The following is a 22,510-nucleotide window of genomic DNA, read 5'->3' on the forward strand; positions in this document are numbered from 1 at the left end:
TGAGCCAGAGCTGTTTATGCCCGATCCGTCAGACACTGATAGGTTGTCAGATCTACCCCTGAGCGATCTGGTGGCGTGTCATGAATGCGACCTGTTGATGCGCAAGCCCCAATTGGCCAATGGCGAAAAAGCCGAGTGCCCCCGCTGTGGTTACGAGCTGTATGCCCACAGACACAATGTAGTCGAACGCAGCCTTGCCTTGGTGATTGCTGCCTTGCTGTTATTTGTGCCAGCCAACTTCTTACCCATCATGCAACTCAATCTGCTCGGGCAGTCCTCCCAGGACACCGTTTGGAGCGGAGTAGTGGGTTTGTTCGATACCGGCATGCAAGGCGTCTCGGTCGTTGTGTTTTTGTGCAGCATGGGCATTCCGCTGCTCAAGTTGCTTTGTCAGTTGGCGGTATTGCTGACCATTCGCTTGGATATCGGCCGTAGCTACGGTTTGTTGCTGTACCGCATTTATCACCATCTACGGGATTGGGGGATGCTCGAGGTTTACCTCATGGGCGTGCTGGTGGCCATCGTCAAGTTGGCAGACATGGCGGCCATCACCGTAGGCCTTGGCTTGGTGTGCTTCATCAGTTTGTTACTTGTTCAGGTCTGGCTGGAAGTGGTGATGTCACCGCATCAGATCTGGCAGGCGTTATCAGGAGAAGATGCCCATGCGGGCGATTGATGCCGGCATTCTGGTTTGTACGGAATGCCATGAGTTGAATCGACAAGACGCCGAAACCGACAACCAAACCTGTACTCGCTGCGGCGCACTGGTCCATCCCCGTCGCCCGAACAGCTTGATGCGGACCTGGGCGTTGTTGATCACTGCCGCGATTCTTTATATCCCGGCCAATATGCTGCCGATCATGACCATCAACTCGCTGGGCCAAGGCGCCCCGAGCACCATCATGGCCGGTGTCATTGAGTTGGTTCAGCACGGCATGATTCCTATCGCCGCCGTGGTGTTCATCGCCAGTATCCTCGTGCCCACCTTCAAACTGGTGGGCATCGCCTTGTTACTGTTTTCCGTACAGCGGCACCAGCCCATGTCGGCGCGGCAACGCATCCTGATGTACCGTTTCATCGAGTTCATTGGGCGTTGGTCGATGCTGGATATTTTCGTGATCGCCATCCTGGTGGCGGTGGTGAATTTTGGACGACTCGCCAGTGTCGAAGCCGGTCTCGGTGCGATTGCTTTCGCCAGCGTAGTGATTTTGACAATGATTGCCGCAGTAACTTTCGATCCCCGACTGATTTGGGATAACACGGAGTCGGATAACGACCATGACTGATTTGCCTACCGCTAAAACCCGACCGGCTTCGAACTGGTCGGCCATCTGGGTCCTGCCGCTGATTGCGTTGATCATCGGCGGCTGGCTCGGCTGGCGGGCTTATAACGAGACCGGAATCGAAATCAATGTGCGCTTTGAGAGCGGTGAAGGGATTCAGGTCAACAAAACCGAGGTCGTCTACAAAGGCATGACGGTCGGCAAAGTCAAAGACCTCACGCTCGATGATGAAGGCAGCTCGAAGGGCGTCATCGCAACCATCGAGATGAACAAGGATGTCGGGCAATACCTCAAGAGCGGAACACGTTTCTGGTTGGTCAAGCCGAGCGTGAGCCTGGCCGGGATCACCGGCCTGGAAACCCTGGTATCGGGCAACTACGTGGCGATCAGTCCGGGCGAAGGTGAGTCGACCCGTAAATTCAAGGCCTTGGTCGAAGAGCCGCCGCTGTCGGATTCCAAGCCGGGTTTGCACCTGACTGTGAAGGCTGAGCGCTTGGGGTCGCTGGACCGCGGCAGTCCGGTTTTCTACAAGCAGATCCAGGTTGGCCAGGTGAAAAGCTACCTGTTGTCCGAAGACCAGCGCACTGTTGAAATCAAGATCTTCATCGAGCCGACCTACGCCAGCCTGGTGCGTAAACACACGCGTTTCTGGAACGCCAGTGGCATCAGCATCGATGCCAACCTCTCGGGCGTCAAAGTGCGCAGTGAGTCCCTGGCCAGCATTGTGGCCGGAGGCATCGCCTTCGCCACGCCGGAAAGCCGCAAGGACAGTCCACCGACGGATCCAAGCCTGCCCTTCCGCCTTTACGAAGACTTCGATGCAGCGGCAGCGGGCATTCGCGTGAAGGTCAAGCTCAGCGACTTCGAAGGCTTGCAGGCCGGTCGCACACCTGTGATGTACAAGGGCATTCAGGTCGGCAGTCTGAAGACCCTCAAGGTCGATCCGGATCTGGCCAGTGCCACGGCCGAACTGACCCTGGACCCGTTGGCCGAAGATTACCTGGTGACCGGCACGCAGTTCTGGGTCGTCAAGCCGTCGATCTCCCTGGCGGGTATCACCGGCCTGGAAGCCTTGGTCAAGGGCAACTACATCGCCGTGCGACCGGGTGACAAGGGGGGCGCGCCGCAGCGCGAGTACGAAGCCCGGGCCAAGGCGCCACCGCTGGACTTGCGTTCACCGGGCCTGCATTTGGTCCTGCTGACCGAAAACCTCGGTTCCCTGGAAGTCGGCAGTCCGATTCTCTACAAGCAGGTCAAGGTCGGCTCGGTGCAGAGCTACCAGTTTTCTCGCAAAAAGAAGCAACTGATCATTGGTGTACACATCGAGAAGGAATATGAAGGGCTGGTCAACGGCTCGACACGGTTCTGGAACGCCAGTGGCATCACGCTCACGGGCGGTTTGACAGGGGGGATCCAGGTCAAGAGCGAATCCTTGCAAAGCCTGATGGCCGGCGGGATTGCCTTCGAAACGCCGGAACCCAATGTGCCACTGAAAAGACGCATTCCGCGTTTCCGGCTGTTTGCCGATCACGAAGCCGCACAACAGCGCGGCACCGTGGTGACGATCAAGGTCGACCGCGCCGATGGCTTGCGCAGTGGTACGCCGATCCGTTTCAAAGGGCTGGACGTGGGCAAGATCGAAGGTGTCGATCTCAGCGCCGACATGCAATCGGTGTTGCTCACTGCGCGTATCACCGAAGTGCCGGAGCGCATCGCCCGGGTCGGGTCGCAGTTCTGGGTGGTCAAGCCTGAGTTGGGGTTGATGAAGACCTCCAACCTGGAGACGCTGGTCACAGGCCAATACGTTGAAGTGCAGCCTTCGGTGAAAAACCTTGGGCCACAGAAAAGCTTCGTGGCCCTGGCCAACCCGCCGGAAAGCGCTATACCCGAGGCCGGTCTCAGCCTGGTGCTGAGCGCAGCCCGCCGTGGTTCGTTGAAGATCGGCGTGCCGGTCACCTATCGGGAAATCACGGTGGGCAAGGTCACTGGTTATGAACTCGGCCAGACGGCGGACCGGGTGCTGATCCATATCCTGATCGAGCCCAAGTATGCACCGCTGGTGCGCAGCGGCTCTCGCTTCTGGAACAGCAGTGGCTTCGGTCTGGACTTCGGTCTGTTCAAGGGCGCGACGGTGCGAACCGAGTCCCTTGAAACGTTGATCCAGGGCGGCATTGCGTTCGCAACGCCGGATGGTGAGCGGATGGGCAACCCGGCGCGACCGGAGCAAACCTTCCCGTTGTTCGACAAGTTTGAAGATGAATGGCTGACCTGGGCACCGAAGATCAGTCTCGGCAAGTAAGCTATTTGAATGTGATGCCTGTGGCGAGGGAGCTTGCTCCCGCTGAGCCGGTCCGACGCTTCGGGCGTAGCGGCCCCAAAGTCTGCGACCGCTGCGCAGTCGAGCGGGAGCAAGCTCCCTCGCCACAGAGTATGCGATAACAAAAAAGGCCGCGATCCAATGGATCGCGGCCTTTTTCACATCCAGAGATTCACATCACACCGAATCCAGCTCCGGCTCATCGGCCTGGACATTCACCGTGGCCTTCACCGCATCGTGACGACGGATGTATTTCCAGTCCGCTTCGTCGATGTAGATGCCGTTCGGGCCGCTGCCGCCTTCCAGGTCGATGGCGACACTGGCGCAGACTTGCGGCTTTACACTGGCAAGGATCGGCACGAAGCCCAGTTGCAGACTGGTTTCCAGCAGCGCGGCCTGGTTTTTCTCGTCGATGTCCGCCGCTTCGTCCAGGTAGTACGGCAGGCGCACGCGACCGGCCTGCTCGCGGTCCATCAGGTGCAGCAACAAGTACATGTTGGTCAGCGCCTTGATGGTCATGGTGGTGCCGTTGGACGCCGCACCGTCGATGTCGGTGTGGATCACCGGCTGGCCGTTGACCTTGGTGATCTCGAACGCCAGCTCGAACAGGTCCTTGAGGCCGAGCTGGTTGTGGTTCGCCGCCACCAGCCGCGCCAGGTATTCCTTGGCTTCTTCGTTCTTGTTGTCCTGCTCGGCGCTCTGGCTGAGGTCGAACACCGACAGCGTCTCGCCTTCTTCGTACTGGCCGGCGCTGTGGATGATCTGGTCGATGTGCTTGAGCGCTTCCTTGTTCGGTGCCAGGACGATACGGAAGCTCTGCAGGTTGGACACCTGGCGCTTGTTGATCTCGCGGTTGAACAGCGCCAGTTGATGCTCGAGGCTGTCGTAGTCGCTGCGGATGTTGCGCAGGGTCCGGGCGATATCGGTCACGGCCGCACGACGCGCCTTGCCCAGGGTCAGGGCCTCGTCGGTGCGGTGGGCATAGGCGTTGATCAGCAGTTGCAGGCGCCGCTCCATGTCGTCTTCGCTGTCGAACTTGGCCACGCCCTTGAGGCGCACTTGGGCATACAACGCTTCGATCTGGCCGTCGACCCGCAGCAGTCCTTGCCAGCTGTCCTGGTAATCGTTGAGCAGCGGCAGCAGGTTGTCCATGGAGTCATCGACCGGGTCCATGAACGGCGTGCCGAACGGCAGGTCCGCCGGCAGCAATTGACGGCGGCGCAGGGCGTCGTCGAGGGTGCGCTGCTTGGCTTCCATGTCGGCGATCTGCCGGCCCACCAGTTGCAACTTGGCGGACAGCTGCTGGACGCGTTCGGTGAACGCATCGCTGGAGCGCTTCAGCTCGTCCTGGGCGGCTTCCATCTGCGCCAGTTGCTCGAGTTTCTCGCCTTCCTCGGCGCTCAAGGTCTGGGTGCGACGGAAATCTTCCAGGGCTTTCTGTGCGTCCAGGACCTGCTGGTACAGCGCCTCGGTCTGGATCTTGCTCGCGGCGCGGTCGGCGGCCACGGCTTGCTGGGTCTTGAGCTGCTTGAGCTCTTTTTCCAAGCGCTCTTTCTGGTCCCGCAGCGCGGCACGGTCGGCCAGGGCTTGCAGGGCCGGCGGCTCGATGTGGGACAGGTCGATGGACAGGCCCGGCACTTCGAAACGCTCGCCCTTGAAGCCGTCGAGGATCAGCTCCATGGATTTGACCCACTCGCCGTTCTCGTCCAACGCGATGCCGTGTTCGCCCAGTGGCAGGCTGAACAGGGCACTGTTGAACAAGCGCATCAGGCGTTCCACGTCCTGCTGGGAGAATTCTTCCCGCAGGCGGGCGTAGCTGTTGTTGTCGGCGTGATCGAGTTGTTGCTTGACCGACTTCAGGCGCTTTTCCAGGTCCCGCAGACGTTCTTCCAAGTCTTCGGCGCTGAACTGCCGGGACTGGGCCAGGGCGCCGGCCAGTTCGTCGTGGGCGTCCTTGGCGGCGAGCAGTTGTTGTTCCAGGACCTTGACGTCATCCACCAGGGCAAAGCGGTTCTTGAGCACCGACAGCTCGCCGATCCAGCGCTGGATACCGCTGATTTCCCGCTCCAGGCGCATCAGCTCCTGGGTGCCGCCGCGCTGGTCGTTCTGCAGCGAATCCTGCTCGTTGCGGTAATGTTCGGCCTGGATGGTCAGCTCTTCCTTGCGCGCGCTGGCGTAGTCCGACCAGGTGCCCAGCAGTGAGTCGAGCAACGGCGAGAGGCGATGCAATTTGCCGCGCAGGATGTCGCGCTGCTTCACGCCATTGGCCAGGGCTTCCACCAGCGGACCGGCAGCCACCAGGGAGTTGTAGTCCTGCTCCATGCGTCGTACATCGCGGAAGGCTTCTTCGCACGCGGCGATGTAGTCCACGCTGCCGGAGCGCAGGCTGTGTTCGAACGCATCGAGGAACAGTTGCTTGAGCTTGGCCGCGGTGATTTCGCGCATGTGCAGCAGGTTGATAAACAGCGCGCGGAAGGTCTTGAGGCTTTGCTCGCTGGTGGAGCGCAGCGGGATCAGCGTCAGGTCCAGCGGGATCGAGGTGTGACCACCCACCAGCAGGCGGCGCAGTTCATCCGGCTTGAGTTCGTAGGCTTTCAGGCCTTCGCGCTCCAGGTTGGTGAACAGCTCTTTCTGGCGCAGGCAGGTGTCATTTTTCTGATAGTGGGCCAGGTCCAGTTTGCCGGCATAGGCAAAGAACTGGTGACCGAAACCACCACCAGGGCCGCGACCGACCACGCCAATCACGTGTGGGCCGTGGGGCAGGGCGACTTCCACCAGGATGTAGCTGGTGTCCGAGGCAAAGTAGAAACGTCGGGATTGTTCCAGGCTGTACTTGCCGAAGCTCATGTCCGACATGCGCGCCAGGATCGGGAACTGCAAGGCGTTGATCGAGGCGGATTTACCCAGGTTGTTCGCGCCATACACCGACAACGGTTCTTCCAGGGGGAACAAGCCCAGGCTGTAGCCGGCGGTGTTCAAAAGGGCAAAGCGGCGGATGCCGTAGCGTTCCTTGCTCATGCGTCGGTCTCCTGTTCTTCGGCAATGGCGCGGGCCAGTGCGTCTTCTTCGCTTTCACCTTCGAATTCGCTGAGGTCCAGCGGATCATCGGTCTGCAGCAGTTTTTCGTCGCTGTCTTCATCGATCAATACCGGTGCCGGTAGCGGCAGCACGCTGTGCAGGCTGGCGGCCAGGTCGCGGTCCTGCTGGACGGACAGGCAGACGTCGAGGAAGCGATGCATCGGCGGCAGGAAGCGGTACACGCCGTTTTCTTCGCTGGCAAAACCCAGTTGGGTCATGCGGCGCATGATTTTTTCTTCCAGCTCTTCCTGGGTCTGTACTTCGGCCTGGATGAACAGGTCGCGGTATTTCTCCAGCAATGAAGGCAGCTCATCGCGGCCCAGGCTGCCGCCGTCAAGCACGGCGATGGGATCGCGGCCCTGGTCGGCCAGGTGCTCGACGAGGATGAAGGTGAACAGGGCCAGGCGCTGGGCGGTCTTGTTCACCGCCGCAGCGGCCAGGTCCGGCACGAAGTAGTAGAAACCACGGGTGTCGCACACCAGTTCGAAGCCCAGGGCCTTGAACAGCGTGCGGTATTGGTCCTGGAAGTTCGACAACTGGGCGTACAGTTCCGGGTCGCGACGGCTGACGTGGTAACCCTTGAACAGCTCGCGGAAGATCGGCGCCAGCTGGGACAGTTCGGATAGATCAAGATGCATGGGGGATGCTCGCAGAATCCTCGGCGGCGGTGTCGCCGGCCGAGAGCAGGGCGAAGGAGCGCAGGCTGACCTGATGCTCGTGAGTGTGGTATTCGCGGCGTTCCAGACGCTCGCGCTTGAAACGTTTTTCCCGCGACAGGCGCGAGAACCAGTACAGCAATTCGTCGGTGGCGCCGTCCGGCTCCTGCTCCAGCAGCCAGGTCATCAAGTCCGGCATCGGCAGGGCGTCTTCGCAGCGCTCGACCATCTCGCGCACGGTGCGTGGCGCACGCGGTGCTTCGCCGCCCTTGTGGGTCTTGTGGGACTTGGGGAAACGCGCCGGTTTCGGTTCGAAGCGGGCCAGGGCATAGACGTAGGCTTCAACCTGGCTGGCGCTGCCCAGGAAGGTGCTTTGCGGCCGGGTGAACAGCGGCATGGCCGCTTGCGGCACGGCGTCAATGCCTTTGCGGCGAATGGCCGCCAGGGCCAGGGCGGCACCACGGGTCACGGCGTTATGGCGGCGGGCCTCTTCGCGCAACGGCAAAAGCAGTTCCCGGGCGTGGCGCAGGGTCAGCTGGGCGCTGGTCTGCATCTCCAGGATGCGCGCGTGGGTGCGCAGCAGCATGTCGTCGTCCACCAGGTGGCCGAGGCGCTGCTGTTCGGTGAGCATGCGCAACAGCACGTTCTCGACCTTGCGCACGCCTTGCTCGAACGCGCCGTCGGCGTTCACCAACTGGATCATCGGCTCGACGTATTCGTCCCAGGTCGCCAGCACTTCGGCATAGCGCTGGCGCAGCGGGATCTGCCGGTCACTGGTCTTGGCCCGTTCGGCCACGGCGACAAGGGCCTGTTCGTCGTTGGCCAGTTTCTTCAGGACGTCGCGCACGCGCATGTCCAGCAGGCGCAACTGGCGGGCCAGGTCGTTGCCGTCGCGCACATCGAAGGCATCCTGGATGTAGCCGGCCAGGCGTTCGAGGTGACGCAGGTAGGCTTCGATTTCCAAACACAGGCCCAGGCGGTGTTCGCGGCGCAGGTAGGCGAGGAAGTCATGGATCTGGGCGTTGAGCTCGAAGCGGTTCGGGCTTTTCGCCACCGGCACGAGGATGTCCAGGCGGATCCACACGTCCAGCAGGTTGGTGATGTCCTGGGGCGTGCTGTCCAGTTGTTGGGCGGCCAGCTGTGAACGCAATTCGTTGAGGCTCAGGGTGCCCTGGTCGAAGTGCTCGCACAAAGGTTCCAGCAATGCCCAGTGTTCAGCGAGGGCGCGCAAGACGCGCTTGGGTTCGATCATCGCAATGGCCGTCGGGTTGGCAATTAAAAGCGGCGATTGTACTGCATCGGGCCGGTTGCGATTCACCCCTTGGACGGACTGTCGTTCCCTATTGATCGATAATTGACTCACAGGGAAGCGATCCGCGTCGAAGGGCGGTAGAATCGCTTCCACTTTCAGTTATCCACAAGTGGCCGACCCTTGCTTATCGAGTCCCGTCGCCGCGCCTATCTGACCGCCATGCAGGTGGTCAACTGGCTGCCGCGTACCGAATTGCCGTTCGCCGCCCCGTCGCGGCCCGAGCTGTTGGAAACGCCCGAGCCCGAGTACGTCGCGCCGGTCGTGACGGCGCCTGTGGCCAAGACGGTCGCCGAGACGCCAGCCGCCGCACCTGAGCGGCCAAAAATCGAAGTGCCTCGCCCGAGCCTGGCCTCGACCCGCACCAATGCCAAACCGGTGGAAGAGGTGGTCGAGGCACCGCCCAAGGCCCCCTATGTCGCCCCGCCGCGTTTCGCCCTGCAACTGCTGCGGGCCGGGCGTTGCCTGCTGTTGGTGGAGTTGCCCACGGGCGAGCCGTTTCAAAGCCGCGATCCGGCCTACCTGCTGCTCAAGGACATGCTGCGCGCCGCCGGTCTGCCGGACAGCCCGCAGATCATTGGCGAACCGGTGCGGTGGCCGCTGTTGTCGCGAGGCACCATGGACCAGGGGCCGGAAGCGGCGCGGGATTTCGTCCAGGGCTTCGTTTCGGCGCGGCTCGAAGACGAGCCCTGCGTGTGCCTGTGGCTGATCGGCCTGCCAGCGGTGAAGTTTGCCGGCGAGGCGGATGCCGAGGCGTTCAATCGCGAATTGCAGGTCGAAGGCCTGGGCTCGGCCTGGGCGTTGCCCGGGCTGGAATTGTTAATGGAAACGCCACAGCGCAAGGCTGATGTCTGGCAAGCCATGCGCCGGCTGATGGCGCGCTGGAAAGAATCGAATGAGTGACGCTGTATCGTTCCGCCCGATGACCGAGGCGGACCTCGACGCTGTACTGAAAATCGAATACGCGGCCTACAGCCACCCCTGGACCCGCGGGATATTTCTCGACGGGCTGGGCAAGTACCAGATCTGGCTGATGTTCGAAGGCCAGCAGCAAGTGGGCCATGGGGTGGTGCAGATCATCCTGGACGAGGCGCACCTGCTCAACATCACCGTCAAGCCGGAAAACCAGGGCCGTGGCCTGGGCTTGCGCCTGCTGGAACACCTGATGTCGATCGCCTACAAGGCCGAGGCCCGGGAATGTTTCCTGGAAGTGCGCGACAGCAACCGCACGGCGTTCAGGCTGTATGAGCGCTATGGCTTCAACGAAGTGGGCCGGCGCCGGGATTATTACCCGGCGGTGGGTGGGCGCGAGGATGCGGTGGTCATGGCGTGTACCTTGGTGGACTGAACGGCCACGACCCCCTGTGGGAGCGGGCTTGCTCGCGAAGACGGCGGTACATCCAGCATCGATGCGAACTGAACCATCGCTTTCGCGAGCAAGCCCGCTCCCACAGGGTATTGGTGGGGTACATCAAACCTGAGGTCATACACAAAACCAATGTGGGAGCGAGCCTGCTCGCGATGGCTTCGGCCCATCCGACATTTGATACAGGCTGACCCACCGCTTTCGCGAGCAGGCTCGCTCCCACAGGGTCGGGTCAGCGCTTGCCATCCAACGGATCGATATCGGCCATTTCCGCTTCGTCCAGCCCATCGCCTCCGCCAATATCATTTTCGTTCACGACGCTCAGGTCCCAATCCGCCTGCTCGTCGTCGCCGGCCTCGGAGGCGTCCCGAGCGCCGTCTTCGCGGATGAGGGTTTCCGGGCTCATGTCGTCATCGGTGGATTGATGGTCATCCGTCGAGGCGCCGGTCATGCCCGCTTCACGCACGCGCTCACGAGGCATCAGCTGTTCGCGTTCGCCTTGCGGCAATTCGTCGCCGATTTTCGCGCTGGGCTGTTCGTCGTCGAACTCCAACTCATGCATCGAGCCCATGCGATCCTCGTTGTCGTCGATGGGTTCCGGCTGCGTCGCGTCGAAGGGGCGTCGTGAATCATTCATGGCAATTCCTCATACTGTGGGCCTTACTGGTGTCGACCGGCAGCGCAGCCAGGAATTCCAATGCATCACCGACGTGACCCCGACCGGCGGTCGTCTGTCACAGTTGCGCACTCTCTATCGAGGCTAGACAGCATGAACGAATTACAAGATCTGATTGATAACAACGCGCGTTGGGCCGATGCGATCAAGCAGGAGGATCCTGACTTTTTCGCCAAGCTGGCTCGTCAGCAAACCCCGGAGTACCTGTGGATCGGCTGTTCCGATGCGCGGGTGCCGGCCAACGAGATCGTCGGCATGCTGCCGGGTGATCTGTTCGTGCACCGCAACGTGGCCAACGTGGTGCTGCACACCGACCTCAACTGCCTGTCGGTGATCCAGTACGCCGTGGACGTGCTCAAGGTCAAACACATCCTGGTCACTGGCCACTATGGCTGTGGTGGTGTGCGTGCCTCGATGCAGAACCAGCAACTGGGCCTGATCGACGGCTGGCTGCGCTCGATTCGCGACCTGTATTACGAGCATCGCGAGGCGTTGGGCCAGTTGCCGACCGAAGAGGAACGTGTGGATCGCCTGTGCGAACTCAACGTGATCCAGCAGGTCGCCAACGTCGGCCATACCAGCATCGTGCAGAACGCCTGGCACCGTGGGCAGAAACTGTCGATTCATGGCTGCATCTACGGCATCAAGGACGGACGCTGGAAGAGCCTGGACACCACGATCAGCGGTTTCGAGCAATTGCCGCCGCAGTATCGGCTGCGTCCGGTTGGCGCGTCCTGACTGAGGCTCGTCAGTCGCGGTGACATTGACGACGCCAGTGCCGTAGAAATGTCATTCCCTGCTCATTGGGCGGTTCGTCATAGCCGGTAATCCAGCCATGACAGTTGTACGAACCGCAGCGGCAGGCGAACTGCCGGTACAGTTTCTGTTCGGTACTGGCGTAGTCCATCGTCAGGCAGTCACCTTCATCGATACGGGCCAGTGACCACAACCACAGTTCGCTCATGTCGAGGAACACGTTCGGGTTGCAGGAGTGCAGCAGCAATCCGGCGAAGCGTGGGTCATACATGTGCACGTTCGGCAGGATTTGCAACGTGTCCCGGCGCCGTCGACTCACCAGCAACCCCGACACCCTGCACATCCTCGTCATGGGCGCGAAGGGCTTGCGGGCGATGATGCCGTGGCCGCGCCCGTCGGTCGTCTGATGCACTTCAAAGTCGCGCACAGAAGGGTAGCCCAGGCGGGTGCTGAGTTGTTTTTCCGGGTAGATGCAATCCCGGCGCTGTGAACAGGCGCTATCGCGGATGAACAGGCTCATGACAGTCCTTGTCGGTGATAGACACTCGACTTGTTGGCGCTGGCGATCCTGCCGGCGGTCGTTGAAAGAAACTTTTGATAGCTTCGCCCAAGTCGGGGGCAGGATCTACTGTCGACTCTGACAGGAGCCAAAGGCGCCTTCCCGTGTCAGCGCAGGCTTACGCGGGAAAGCGCCCCGAGGTTTACACCGCCTCGGCAGGCAGCGGCATGGGCACCTTCAATTGTGGAAGTTGCGACTTGATCGCCGGTGTTTCGCATTTCTTCGCCGCGTCTGCCTCGCTCAGTTTACGCACCGAGGTGTAGAACAATTCGCAGGTCTTTTCCTTGTCCGTGACCTGCCAGGTCTGCGTGCACTGGTTCAGCAGGGTGCTTGGATCGGTGCCCGGCTTGCTGCCCATGCCGGCCTGCCAGCAGGCAGCACTCAAGTCCTGGCCCATGACCTTCAAGCCGGCGGCATCCGCCTTGGCTTCGTCGCCGTCGTAGTTTTCCTTGTCAGCGGCGTACCAGATATAACTCGGGTGGTTGGAGCCCAGGACCGGCACCTTGACCCCCGCCGTCGGCGTGATGGTTGCCAGGCCGAGCACGCCTATGGTCTGGCCGTACTGGGTCTTGATCCAGTTCCGAACGGGCGCTCCGAAGGCCACCATCGGCAATGCGGCGCCGCTGGCGGTTTGGGTAACCTCTTTGACCATGGTGGTCTGGTAATCGTTGAAGTAGCTGTAGAGCCCCTCCAAGGTGCTGCCAGCATTGGACGGCGCAGCGATGGGCGCAATGTCGATGATGGTCTGGTAAGCGGGTGTGTTTGGCGCGGCGATGCCGTTGACGGTGAGCAGCGTGGCCCAGCGATCAGTGGTCGCCGACTCCAGGTAATCCTGGGCCTGGGTCAGGGAGTAATCCGGCGGGAAGTGCAGCAACTCGACGCTCTTGCGGTTCTCCAGGGCCATGCCCAGCGGCAGGAACAGGTACCAGTTGTAGGACCATTTCTTGTCGTTGTTGAGTTTGGTTGCGCCGTTGTACGCCAGGTCCCCAGCGTCGAGTAGGGCCTTCAGCGGTTGGCCATAGCTTTTCGGCACGCCGCTGATGTTGGCGTAGACGGTGCCGTTGTCGCTTTTGACGCTGACCTTGGCCGCGTCGTAGCCGTCGCGCTGGACACTTTGCGTCAGGTAATGCTCGATGGTCTGTTCCAGTGTCCAGTCGCGAAAACAAATGACGTTGCAGTTGTTGGGATAAGCGAAGAGACGGGTGACGCGTTCGGTGCTGCCAAGGTTTACGTCGATGTCGGCGGCGTGGGCGGCGGCGCTCAGGGTGAGAGCGGCAAGAGGAAGTACGGCGAGTTTGAACATGCTCAGATCCTTTTCAGCGTGGGGGCCCCGGGAAAACAGGGTGTATCCATACTGAAACAGACCGAGCCGAAGAAGAAGTGGGCCGATGGAAATATCGGCCCTGTTTTAAGGCTTATGGCATCACTGGCGGCAAATACGTCAATGTCGTCCCGAGCGCCCACAGCAGCGCCAGTACCAACGGCGTGTGCACCAGCAACTGCACGAAGGAAAACCCGATCAAGTCCCTGGCCTTCAGCCCCAGCACCCCCAGCAACGGCAGCATGTAGAACGGGTTGATGAGGTTCGGCAGCGCTTCGGCGGCGTTATAGATCTGCACCGCCCAACCGAGGTGATAGTTCAGGTCGTTAGCCACTTGCATGACGTAGGGCGCCTCGATGATCCACTTGCCGCCACCGGAAGGAATGAAAAAGCCCAGCACCGCCGAATAGACGCCCATCAGCAAAGCGTAGGTGTCATGGGAGGCGATCTGGACGAAAAAGGTCGAGATGTGGTGAGCCAGGGTCTGGGCATCGCTGCCTTTGACCGTGGTCAGCAGCGCGGCGATCGAGCCGTACAACGGGAACTGGATCAACACGCCCGTGGTGGTCGGCACCGCGCGGGCCACGGCGTCGAGAAAGCTGCGCGGCCGCCAGTGCAGCAAGGCGCCGAGCATGATGAACAGGAAGTTATAGGTGTTGAGCCCGGAAATGACGCTGATCGCAGGCTTGGTCGAAAATTCATGGAACAGCCAGCCGGCGGCCAGTAGCACCAGGGCGATGGTCAGCAGCGGGCTGTGCTCCAGCCATTCTCCCGGGCGGGTACGGGGCTGCAATGCCGGCATGCTGAAACTCGGATCGATTCCACACGCGGCGGCATCACGGGCGCTATTGGGGCCGGGAGCGGTGGCGTAGGCGACAATCAGCGAGATCACGATCAGCGCCAGCAGCATCACGCCAGACTGCCAGAGAAAAATGGTCTGGGTGAAAGGAATGACGCCGGTAATCGACAGGATCGAGGGGGGCAGGCTGGCCGGGTTGGCCTGCAATTGCGCCGCCGACGAAGACAACCCCAGGGCCCATACCGCGCCGAGGCCCAGGTAAGCGGCGGCGCCGGCGGCGCGGTAATCCATCTTCAGGTCGGTGCGCCGGGCGAGGGCGCGCACCAGCAAACCTCCAAATACCAGCGACAGGCCCCAGTTGAGCAAAGACGCGACCATGGAAATCAGCGCCACCCACGCCACCGCGGAGCGGCCGTTGGTCGGAATACGCGCAAGTCGATCGATCAACTTGACGGCCGGCGGCGAGCTGGCAACCACGTAACCGCCAATCACCACGAAGGCCATTTGCATGGTGAACGGGATCAGGCTCCAGAAGCCGTCGCCGAACGCCATGGCCGCGGCCGTGGGCGTGGCGCCGATGAATTGCGTCGCCACGGCGACCACCAGCACCGCCAGCGCGGCGAAGACCCAGGAGTCGGGAAACCAGCGCTCGGCGAAACTGGAACAGCGCAAGGCGAAGCGGGCGGAACGGCTGTCTTCGATGTCAGTGGTCACGGCAATTACCTCGTTTTTATGATTATGAATATTCAAGGCAGCTTCAAAAGCCAGGCGCAACAGTAGAACAATCCAGTGACCGTGGGAGGCTGATCGGGTTCGGCGGGCGACGGTATATTTTCAGTACCGGCTCGCGGCGCTCTTTAGAAAAAAAACGCTGGGCCGATGGCAAGGGAACAGCCTATTCAATTCTTCTGCTGTCGGAGCTGCCCATGTTCAACAACCGCCTGAAGCAGGAGCTACTGGCTCTTCGCCAAGAACTGTCCAGCCTTGTGCAAGTCAAGGAAAGCCTGGATCGCGAAATGCTTGGCCTCACCCTGGATGCCGACGGACGGATTCAATCGGTCAATCAGAATTTCCTCGACGAGATGCGCTACAAGAGCCAGGACCTGATCGGCCGGGCTGTGGATGAGCTGGTTCCCGCGTATCTGAGATCTAATGAATTCCAGGTTCGCTTCAAGTCGGCGCTCACCCGTGGCGAGCACTTTTCCGGTGCCGTGCGCCTGCTGCGGGGCAATGGCCAGGAAGCCTGGCTGCGTTCAATCCTCCAGCCCGTACGGAATGCTGACGGGCGGGTCCGCTATTTTTCGATGTACTCCAATGACCTGACCCGCACCATCGAAGCGTCCCGGGAACATGAAAACCTCATCGGCGCATTGGTGCGTTCAACGGCAGTGATCGAGTTCGATCTGGGCGGGCACGTACTGACGGCCAATGATCGCTTCCTCAACGCCATGGGTTACAGCCTCGCGCAGATCAAGGGCAAGCACCACCGCACGTTTTGTGAGCCTGAGGAATACAACAGCGCGGGCTATCAGCATTTCTGGAAACGCTTGAACAGCGGGGAATTCGTGGCCGGGCGCTTCAAGCGTCTCGACAGCAGCGGTCGTGAAGTATGGTTGGAGGCGTCCTATAACCCGGTGCTCGATGCCAACGATCGACTGTATAAAGTCGTGAAGTTCGCCACCAACATCACCGACCAGGTCAACCAGGAAAAAGCCGTCGCCGAGGCGGCCAACATTGCCTACAGCACCTCGCTGCAGACCGACAGCAGCGCCCAGCGCGGCACGACGGTGGTGACCCAGGCCGTGGACGTGATGCGCGACCTGGCCCGGCACATGCAAACCGCCGGTCAAGGCATCGAGGCGTTGAATGAGCAATCCCTGGTGATCGGCACCATCGTCAAGACCATCAGCGGCATCGCCGAACAGACCAACCTGCTGGCGCTCAACGCCGCGATCGAAGCGGCCCGGGCCGGCGAGCAAGGCCGGGGCTTTGCGGTGGTGGCCGATGAGGTGCGCCAATTGGCATCGCGCACCAGCCAGGCCACCGATGAAATCGTCGGCGTGGTTCGCCAGAACCAGGACATGGCCCGCAACGCCGTGGCGCTGATGACCGACGGCCAGCACCAGGCCGAACACGGACTGGCCCTGGCCGCCGAGGCGGGGACGGTGATCGTTGAGATCCAGGACGGGGCGAAAAAAGTCGTCGATGCGGTGAGCCAGTTTGCCAATCAGCTATCGACTTGAAAACACTGCTGGGCGAGCCGCCGCTATCGCAAGCAAGCTCGCTCCCACAGGATTTTCTGGTGCTCACAGACTGATCATTCCAGCCAAACACTCTCCCTGTGGCGAGGGAGCTTGCTCCCGCTCGGCGGCGCAGCCGTCGTAAAACGGCTGACGCGGTCTGCCTGAACGATCTTGGTGATCCAATGGGGGCCGCTTCGCAGCCCAGCGGGAGCAAGCTCCCTCGCCACAGTATGCAACTCCCTAAGGCTGCCTCAACTTGATCGACGAGTACTCAATCCCCCAGCGCTGCGCCTTCCCGTCGCGGGTCCGCACCGCCGGCCAGTGAGGTTTTCCCCTGAGAATCACGCACCCGGACAATAGCCTGGGTGCCGCTGTTCATGTCGATTTCGCTCACCGTGTGGCCCTTGTCTTTCAGCGCCTGGACCAGCGTCGGGCTGAACTGTCCTTTCTCCAGTTCGGTGGGGCCATTGCGGCTGCCGAAGTTGGGGAGGTTGATGGCGGTTTGCGGATCCAGGTTCCAATCCAGCAGGCCGATCACTGACTTGGCGACGTATTCGATGATCTGCGAGCCGCCGGGGGAGCCGACAGCGGCCAGCAGTCTACCCTGATGGTCGAAGATCAGTGTCGGCGCCATGGATGAGCGCGGGCGTTTGCCGGGCTCGACGCGGTTGGCGACTTTTTGCCCGTTTTCTTCAGGGATGAACGAGAAGTCAGTCATCTGGTTGTTGAGCATGAAACCCTGGACCATCAGGTGCGAGCCGAACGCCGATTCCACCGTCGTGGTCATGGACACCGCACCACCCTGGTCATCCACCGCCACCACTTGCGAGGTGGAAATACGCAGCGGTGAACGGTCCGGGGCGTAGGCTACCTGGATGCCCGGTGGTGTGCCGGGCTTGGCGACACCCATGCTACGAGGGCCGATCAGGCTGGCTCGGCTGGCCAGGTAACCTTGATTCACCAGTCCGTTGAGCGGCACGGCTACAAAATTCGGGTCGGCGATGTATTGGGCGCGGTCGGCGTAGGCCAGGCGCTCGGCTTCGGCGATCAGGTGCACCGCTTCGGGAGAGGGTTCAATGCCGGCGGGTTTATCGGTCTTGAGGGGTTTCAAGGGGGAGAGGGCCGCGTTGCTGTCGCGCTGTTCCAGGGCCTGCAACGTCCCGAGGATCTGTGCCACGGCAACCCCGCCTGAAGACGGTGGTGGCATGCCGCAGATTTGCCAGCGCTTGTAGTCGGTGCACAACGCGGGCCGCTCCCGTGCGGTGTAGCCCTGGAGGTCGTTCAGCGAAAGGCTGCCGGGGTTGGCGTGACCCTGCACCTTGGCGACGATCTCCTCGGCAACCGGCCCTTTGTACAACGCATCGGGACCTTCGTTGGCGATGCGCTTGAGCACCCCTGCCAAGGCCGGGTTTTTCAGGATGGTGCCAACTGCCTTCGGACTGCCATCGGCATTGAGAAAGTATGCCGCCATGTCCGGCGAGCCCGGCAAAGACGGGTCGGTCGCGATCAATGAATGCAGCCTGGGCGAAATCGCGAAGCCTTGTTCGGCCAACGCAATGGCCGGTTCGAACAACGTCGCCCATTGCAGGCGCCCGTGTTTACGGTGGGCCAGTTCCAGCCCACGCAACACCCCGGGAGTGCCAACGGAGCGGCCACCAATTTGGGCGGCGGTAAACGGCATGGGTTTGCCGTCGGCTTGCAGGAAAAGTCTTTCGGTGGCGCCGGCCGGTGCCGTTTCGCGACCGTCGTAGGTGCGCACAGCCTTGCCATCCCACAGAACGATGAACGCGCCGCCGCCAATGCCCGAGGATTGCGGCTCCACCAGGGTCAGCACCGCTTGCATCGCAATCGCCGCGTCGATGGCCGAGCCGCCGCGCCGCAACATCTCCCGCCCGGCTTCGGCCGCCAGCGGGTTGGCCGCGGCCGCCATGTGCTTGTCGGCGTAACGCGTCTGTACGTCGGTGCGGTAGCCGGACGTGATTTCCGGTGGGGCGGGCAATGCTGGTGTGGCGGTGGAGGAGGGCGGGGCCTTGCAGGCGCCAAGCGTTAACGCGACAGCCAGCAACGAAATGGCTGACAGGCGATGAAGGTTCGGTTTCAGATCTTTGAGCACGTGTCGCTCCATCCGTGGGCTTGGGATATAGGATCGACTGTAGCGATGCGAGGCGTGTGGCGCAAATCGACACGGGACTGAGCAAAGCCCAGTCTGTCCCTGATGGCAGGGGCATAAACAATTTCTGAGAGAGCGGGTTTTTTCAAGGCATAAAAAAACGGCTTATCTTTCGATAAGCCGTTTCTAGTACTTGGTGGCTACACAGGGACTTGAACCCCGGACCCCAGCATTATGAATGCTATGCTCTAACCAACTGAGCTATGTAGCCAAGTGGCGCGCATTATTCGCCGGTAACGAAGATGTGTCAAGCGTAAATCTGAAATATTTCTCTGCGCTTTCAACCGCTTAACAATCCTCGCTGCAAATCCCTGTCAGCCGAGCTGAAATCTCCCTGTGTTGGCACTCAAGGCCTGGCTTCCCTGGCTCAAGGTATCGGCCGCCACGTTCACGGCCCGTGCGCCTTCGAGCAAGCGCATGGCCGCCTGGTCGACCTGTTGGATATTGCCGCTGACTTCGTCGGCGGTGCTGGCTTGTTCATCCACGGCGGTGGCGATTTGCGCCAGGGTGTCGGTGACGCTTTGCACGGCGCTGGCAATTTCGCCCAGTCGCTCGCCGAGGCCAGTGACGGCTTGGGCGTCGGTCTGGGCTTGGCCGCAGGCGGCTTCCATCAGGCTGACGGCTTCGTTGACCGTGGCGCGCAGGCTGTCGACGGTGCCGGCAATTTGTTGCGTGGAGGACTGGGTGCGTTGCGACAGGCTGCGCACTTCATCGGCGACCACCGCGAAACCGCGGCCTTGTTCGCCGGCGCGAGCCGCTTCGATAGCGGCATTGAGGGCCAGGAGATTGGTCTGCTCGGCGACGCCACGAATGGTATCGACCACCAGTTGGATCTGTTGCCCCTGTTCGCTGACCCGCCCCAGTGCGGCGGCGGTTTCGTTGAGCCGTTGGTTGAGCTGCTGGATACTCGCCGTGGTGCGCTGGCTGTCGCGGCTGCTGTCGGCGGCGATGCGCCGGGTTTGCTGGGCGCTGTCGGAAGCTTGTTCACAGCTCTTTGCCACGCCTTGGGAGGTGGCGGCCAGTTGCGTCGCGGCGGCGGCGATCTGGCTGATCTGTATTTGCTGGGCCTCGACTTCTCCCAGGGCGCCGCTGGAGTGTGTATTGAGGGTGCGCACGGCGTTGCTCAACTGCAACGTCTCGTGATCCACCCCCAGCAGACTGTTGCGCAACTGCACCACGGCGACGTTGAGGGCGGTGCTGATGGCCGCCAGTTCATCGCGCCCTTGCACCGGTACTTGCAAGCTGAGATTGCCGTCGCGCAGGGCCTCGGCCAGTAAGGTGATACCGCTGGCGCTGCGCCGGATCGACGCTTGCAGGCAGACAAAAAGATACAGCGCGGCCAGCAGCAGGCAGCCGAGGACCGTCGCGACCAGGATGAACTGGCGAATCGCCGAGCCGTAGTAGTGGTCCAGTCGCGTATCCAGCGCCACCAGCGATTGTTGCCGCAGGGTCGCCAGGTCGGCGAGGAGGGCATCCATGTGTTTTTCGAAGTCTTCCGGCTTCAGATTGATGGCGCCGCCGAACACGCCGTCATCCAGGACTTTGAGGCCGGCGTCCAAGTGCTTGAGGCTGCCTTGGAATTGTCCAGCCCACGTCTGCAGGTCGCTGGGCAGGCGGGTTTCCAGCAATGTTCCGGTCTTGACCAGTTGATCCCGGGCGTCGCCGATACGGCTGCGCAGGTCCCGCAGTTGCAGGCGGCTCTGCAAGGTGAATTGGCCCGACACCACGGAGGCCTGGCCGACGCTGGCCAGACGGCCGACCCGTTCGATCAGGTCCGGCGTCTGCTGGGTGGAAATCTGGGTCAACAGATAAGTCTCCAGCCAGGAGGCGAGGGTCAGGCGGTTATCCATGACCATTTGTTCGCGCAACGCTTGCAGGGCGCTGAGCGCTGCGGTGAAGCGGTCATAGCCATCCGGCCACCAACCCACGCTGCCCAGGCTTTTCGAGTCCAGGCTGTTGAGGCTGGTTTGCAGGGTTTGATAACGGGCGAGGGTGTCGGCTTCGGCCCCTGCGGTTTGCAGGGTAGAGGCCAGGTCACTGGCGGCCTGGTTGAGGGCCGGTTGCACTGCATCGTACGCCGCCATGGCGGCCAGCGTCGCGGGTGTCGGCTGCCGATTGGTCTCGGTGGCACGCCAGCGGGCGGCGCGGTTGCGCTGGGCGGTGAGCAGGTTGTCGAGGTTATCCAGGGCCAGCAATTGGCGCACCCCGGCGCGTTCCCCGGAAATCAGGCTGAGTTTGTCGCGATAATCCTGGCCGATGAGCCACAGGCTGCCCATGAGCGGCAGGATAAATAGCAGGAACAGCAATTGGAATTTGCGGGCGAAGCCGAAACGCCCCAACAACCTGATTCCCGGTGATAGAAAAGCCTGCATGCCCATACTCCCCTGAACACCCCTGTACTGTTTTTGTGCGTTTTTACACAGTGCTAAAACGGGTGCCCTTTTAAAAGGCTTCGAAAGTTTGTCCAAATCGGCTCGGTAGGCCTGCTCTGTAGCGAAACTTCCCATTCTCGGTCCCCTTTGTAAGAAGCCGCGTTATAGCTCATTAACAAGGCAAGATTCAGACCATGGCGTTGGGCTATCACCTTGGAATTCGACAATTTTTCAAGGTCGATAGCAAGCTAAGGGGATAGCCTTGTCGCACCGAAAAATGGCACATTGACGCACCTGCCCGTGTGCACCCTCTGTCGTATGGAAACCCCATGGCTATCAGCAATACCCAAGCCGACACCTCGGCCGTTGCCGCCCCGGCGCAAAGCAGCCCATTGGTCATGCGCATCATCGGCGCCGTGGCGCTGGCGCACTTGATCAATGACTTGATCCAGGCGGTGCTGCCGTCGATCTATCCAATGCTCAAGGACAGCTATGGCCTGACCTTCACCCAAGTTGGCCTGATCACCCTGACGTTCCAATTGACCGCATCTTTGTTGCAGCCGTGGGTCGGCTATCACACCGACCGGCACCCCAAGCCGTGGCTGTTGCCGGCCGGGACGGTGTGCACGCTGATCGGCATTGTGATGATGTCCATGGTCGGCAGTTTTGCCTTGATCCTGTTGGCGGCTGCGTTGATCGGCATTGGTTCGTCGACCTTCCACCCGGAAGCGTCGCGGGTGGCGCGACTGGCCTCGGGTGGCCGCTACGGGCTGGCGCAATCGACGTTCCAGGTGGGCGGTAATGCCGGCTCCGCCTTCGGCCCGCTGCTGGCGGCGGCGATCATCATTCCCTACGGGCAGGGCAATGTGGCCTGGTTCGGGCTGTTCGCCCTGTTTGCGTTGTACGTGCTGTACCGCATCAGCCGCTGGTACGCCAACCACCTGAACCTGTTCAAGCTCAAGCAAGGCCAGGCGGCCACTCATGGGTTGTCCAAGGGCCGAGTCTTGAGTGCCCTGGTGGTGCTGGGGCTGCTGGTGTTTTCCAAGTACTTCTATATGGCCAGTTTTACCAGCTACTTCACGTTCTACCTGATCGAGAAGTTTGACCTGTCGGTGGCCTCTTCGCAGTTGCACCTGTTCCTGTTTCTCGGCGCGGTGGCGGCTGGGACCTTTTTTGGCGGGCCGATTGGCGACAGGATCGGGCGCAAGGCGGTGATCTGGTTCTCGATCCTCGGCGTGGCACCGTTCACGCTGATCCTGCCTCACGTAGACCTGCTGTGGACCAGCATTCTCAGCATGGTCATCGGTTTCGTCCTGGCCTCGGCGTTCTCGGCCATCGTCGTGTACGCCCAGGAACTGGTGCCGGGCAACGTCGGGATGATCGCCGGCGTGTTCTTCGGGCTGATGTTTGGTTTCGGTGGGATTGGCGCCGCGTTGCTGGGGCACCTGGCGGACATCCGTGGCATCGAGTATGTGTACTGGCTGTGCTCGTTCCTGCCGTTGCTCGGGGTGTTGGCGATTTTCTTGCCGAGGACCCGGAAGGCTTGAGAGGGACGAGAGGTTTGAACATCTATGTGAGCTGAGCCGCCGCTATCGCGAGCAAGCT

The 22,510-nt window shown here is 61.4% G+C and carries 17 protein-coding genes, 1 tRNA gene and 2 pseudogenes; 10 read left to right on the forward strand and 10 right to left on the reverse strand.

Features of this window, described 5'->3' with window-relative positions:
• Positions 1-16: 16 nt before the first annotated feature.
• The 3 genes from M1D99_RS05105 to M1D99_RS05115 are packed head-to-tail and all read left to right on the forward strand — an operon-like array spanning position 17 to position 3,582.
• Complete coding sequence (locus M1D99_RS05105) at positions 17-676, forward strand: paraquat-inducible protein A (protein ID WP_434574328.1); 660 nt, start codon at positions 17-19, stop codon at positions 674-676.
• Positions 663-1,286 (forward strand): paraquat-inducible protein A, encoded by a 624-nt coding sequence (locus M1D99_RS05110; RefSeq protein ID WP_434576356.1) that lies wholly within the window; start codon positions 663-665, stop codon positions 1,284-1,286. Before M1D99_RS05105 ends, M1D99_RS05110 begins: the two co-directional genes overlap by 14 nt.
• Positions 1,279-3,582: a PqiB family protein gene (locus M1D99_RS05115; RefSeq protein ID WP_186729801.1), complete on the forward strand. Its 2,304-nt coding sequence runs from the start codon at positions 1,279-1,281 to the stop codon at positions 3,580-3,582. Before M1D99_RS05110 ends, M1D99_RS05115 begins: the two co-directional genes overlap by 8 nt.
• Before the next feature lie 195 nt (positions 3,583-3,777).
• Here the strand turns inward: M1D99_RS05115 and mksF are convergent, their stop codons facing one another.
• Genes mksF through mksB form a run of 3 tightly spaced genes read right to left on the reverse strand, consistent with a single transcriptional unit; the run spans position 3,778 to position 8,586 of the window.
• Positions 3,778-6,618, reverse strand: coding sequence for an Mks condensin complex protein MksF (mksF, locus tag M1D99_RS05120; RefSeq protein WP_458131466.1), 2,841 nt, complete (start codon positions 6,616-6,618; stop codon positions 3,778-3,780).
• Positions 6,615-7,316: an Mks condensin complex protein MksE gene (gene mksE, locus M1D99_RS05125; RefSeq protein ID WP_014340217.1), complete on the reverse strand. Its 702-nt coding sequence runs from the start codon at positions 7,314-7,316 to the stop codon at positions 6,615-6,617. Before mksE ends, mksF begins: the two co-directional genes overlap by 4 nt.
• Positions 7,306-8,586, reverse strand: a complete 1,281-nt coding sequence (mksB, locus tag M1D99_RS05130; protein ID WP_411385637.1) for an Mks condensin complex protein MksB — start codon at positions 8,584-8,586, stop codon at positions 7,306-7,308. Before mksB ends, mksE begins: the two co-directional genes overlap by 11 nt.
• 180 nt (positions 8,587-8,766) lie before the next feature.
• On the opposite strand from mksB, the gene M1D99_RS05135 reads away from it, so the two are divergent.
• Both M1D99_RS05135 and rimI read left to right on the forward strand, forming a co-directional pair.
• Positions 8,767-9,546, forward strand: a complete 780-nt coding sequence (locus tag M1D99_RS05135; protein ID WP_434574333.1) for an energy transducer TonB — start codon at positions 8,767-8,769, stop codon at positions 9,544-9,546.
• Positions 9,539-9,991, forward strand: coding sequence for a ribosomal protein S18-alanine N-acetyltransferase (gene rimI, locus M1D99_RS05140; protein WP_047229376.1), 453 nt, complete (start codon positions 9,539-9,541; stop codon positions 9,989-9,991). Before M1D99_RS05135 ends, rimI begins: the two co-directional genes overlap by 8 nt.
• 250 nt (positions 9,992-10,241) lie before the next feature.
• On the opposite strand, the gene M1D99_RS05145 is transcribed toward rimI, so the two are convergent.
• Positions 10,242-10,646: a serine kinase/phosphatase gene (locus tag M1D99_RS05145; RefSeq protein WP_434574336.1), complete on the reverse strand. Its 405-nt coding sequence runs from the start codon at positions 10,644-10,646 to the stop codon at positions 10,242-10,244.
• Here M1D99_RS05145 and M1D99_RS05150 point away from each other — a divergent pair.
• Positions 10,645-10,773 (forward strand): hypothetical protein, encoded by a 129-nt coding sequence (locus M1D99_RS05150; protein WP_264083867.1) that lies wholly within the window; start codon positions 10,645-10,647, stop codon positions 10,771-10,773. The two genes, M1D99_RS05145 and M1D99_RS05150, sit on opposite strands and share 2 nt — an antisense overlap.
• 5 nt (positions 10,774-10,778) lie before the next feature.
• Entirely contained in the window at positions 10,779-11,423 is a 645-nt protein-coding gene (gene can, locus M1D99_RS05155; RefSeq protein WP_458131467.1) for a carbonate dehydratase, read from the forward strand.
• A 10-nt stretch (positions 11,424-11,433) separates the two neighbouring features.
• Here can and M1D99_RS05160 read toward each other — a convergent pair whose 3' ends face one another.
• From M1D99_RS05160 to M1D99_RS05170, 3 genes are all read right to left on the reverse strand, one after another.
• On the reverse strand, positions 11,434-11,961 hold the full coding sequence (locus M1D99_RS05160) for an SET domain-containing protein (protein ID WP_186704993.1): 528 nt from the start codon (positions 11,959-11,961) through the stop codon (positions 11,434-11,436).
• 181 nt (positions 11,962-12,142) lie between these two features.
• Positions 12,143-13,303 carry a hypothetical protein gene (locus tag M1D99_RS05165; RefSeq protein WP_458131468.1) on the reverse strand — a complete coding sequence of 387 codons (1,161 nt, stop codon included), beginning with the start codon at positions 13,301-13,303 and terminating at the stop codon, positions 12,143-12,145.
• Between the two features lie 112 nt (positions 13,304-13,415).
• On the reverse strand, positions 13,416-14,834 hold the full coding sequence (locus M1D99_RS05170; protein WP_458131469.1) for a short-chain fatty acid transporter: 1,419 nt from the start codon (positions 14,832-14,834) through the stop codon (positions 13,416-13,418).
• Positions 14,835-15,136: 302 nt separating this feature from the next.
• Between M1D99_RS05170 and M1D99_RS05175 the strand changes: the two are divergent.
• Both M1D99_RS05175 and M1D99_RS05180 read left to right on the forward strand, forming a co-directional pair.
• Positions 15,137-15,823 (forward strand): annotated as a pseudogene (locus M1D99_RS05175) (PAS domain-containing protein); the annotation flags it as partial.
• A gap of 108 nt (positions 15,824-15,931) precedes the next feature.
• Positions 15,932-16,363, forward strand: a pseudogene (locus M1D99_RS05180) (methyl-accepting chemotaxis protein); the annotation flags it as partial.
• A gap of 271 nt (positions 16,364-16,634) precedes the next feature.
• Here the strand turns inward: M1D99_RS05180 and ggt are convergent.
• From ggt to M1D99_RS05195, 3 genes are all read right to left on the reverse strand, one after another.
• Complete coding sequence (gene ggt / locus M1D99_RS05185; RefSeq protein ID WP_458131470.1) at positions 16,635-18,476, reverse strand: gamma-glutamyltransferase; 1,842 nt, start codon at positions 18,474-18,476, stop codon at positions 16,635-16,637.
• 191 nt (positions 18,477-18,667) lie between these two features.
• Positions 18,668-18,744, reverse strand: a tRNA-Met gene (locus tag M1D99_RS05190).
• Positions 18,745-18,847: 103 nt separating this feature from the next.
• Entirely contained in the window at positions 18,848-20,905 is a 2,058-nt protein-coding gene (locus M1D99_RS05195) for a methyl-accepting chemotaxis protein (RefSeq protein WP_434574343.1), read from the reverse strand.
• Positions 20,906-21,234: 329 nt separating this feature from the next.
• Between M1D99_RS05195 and M1D99_RS05200 the strand changes: the two genes are divergently transcribed.
• Entirely contained in the window at positions 21,235-22,452 is a 1,218-nt protein-coding gene (locus M1D99_RS05200; RefSeq protein WP_186704999.1) for an MFS transporter, read from the forward strand.
• The last annotated feature ends 58 nt before the right edge of the window (positions 22,453-22,510 follow it).

The organism is Pseudomonas sp. R3-41 (genome assembly GCF_054161485.1).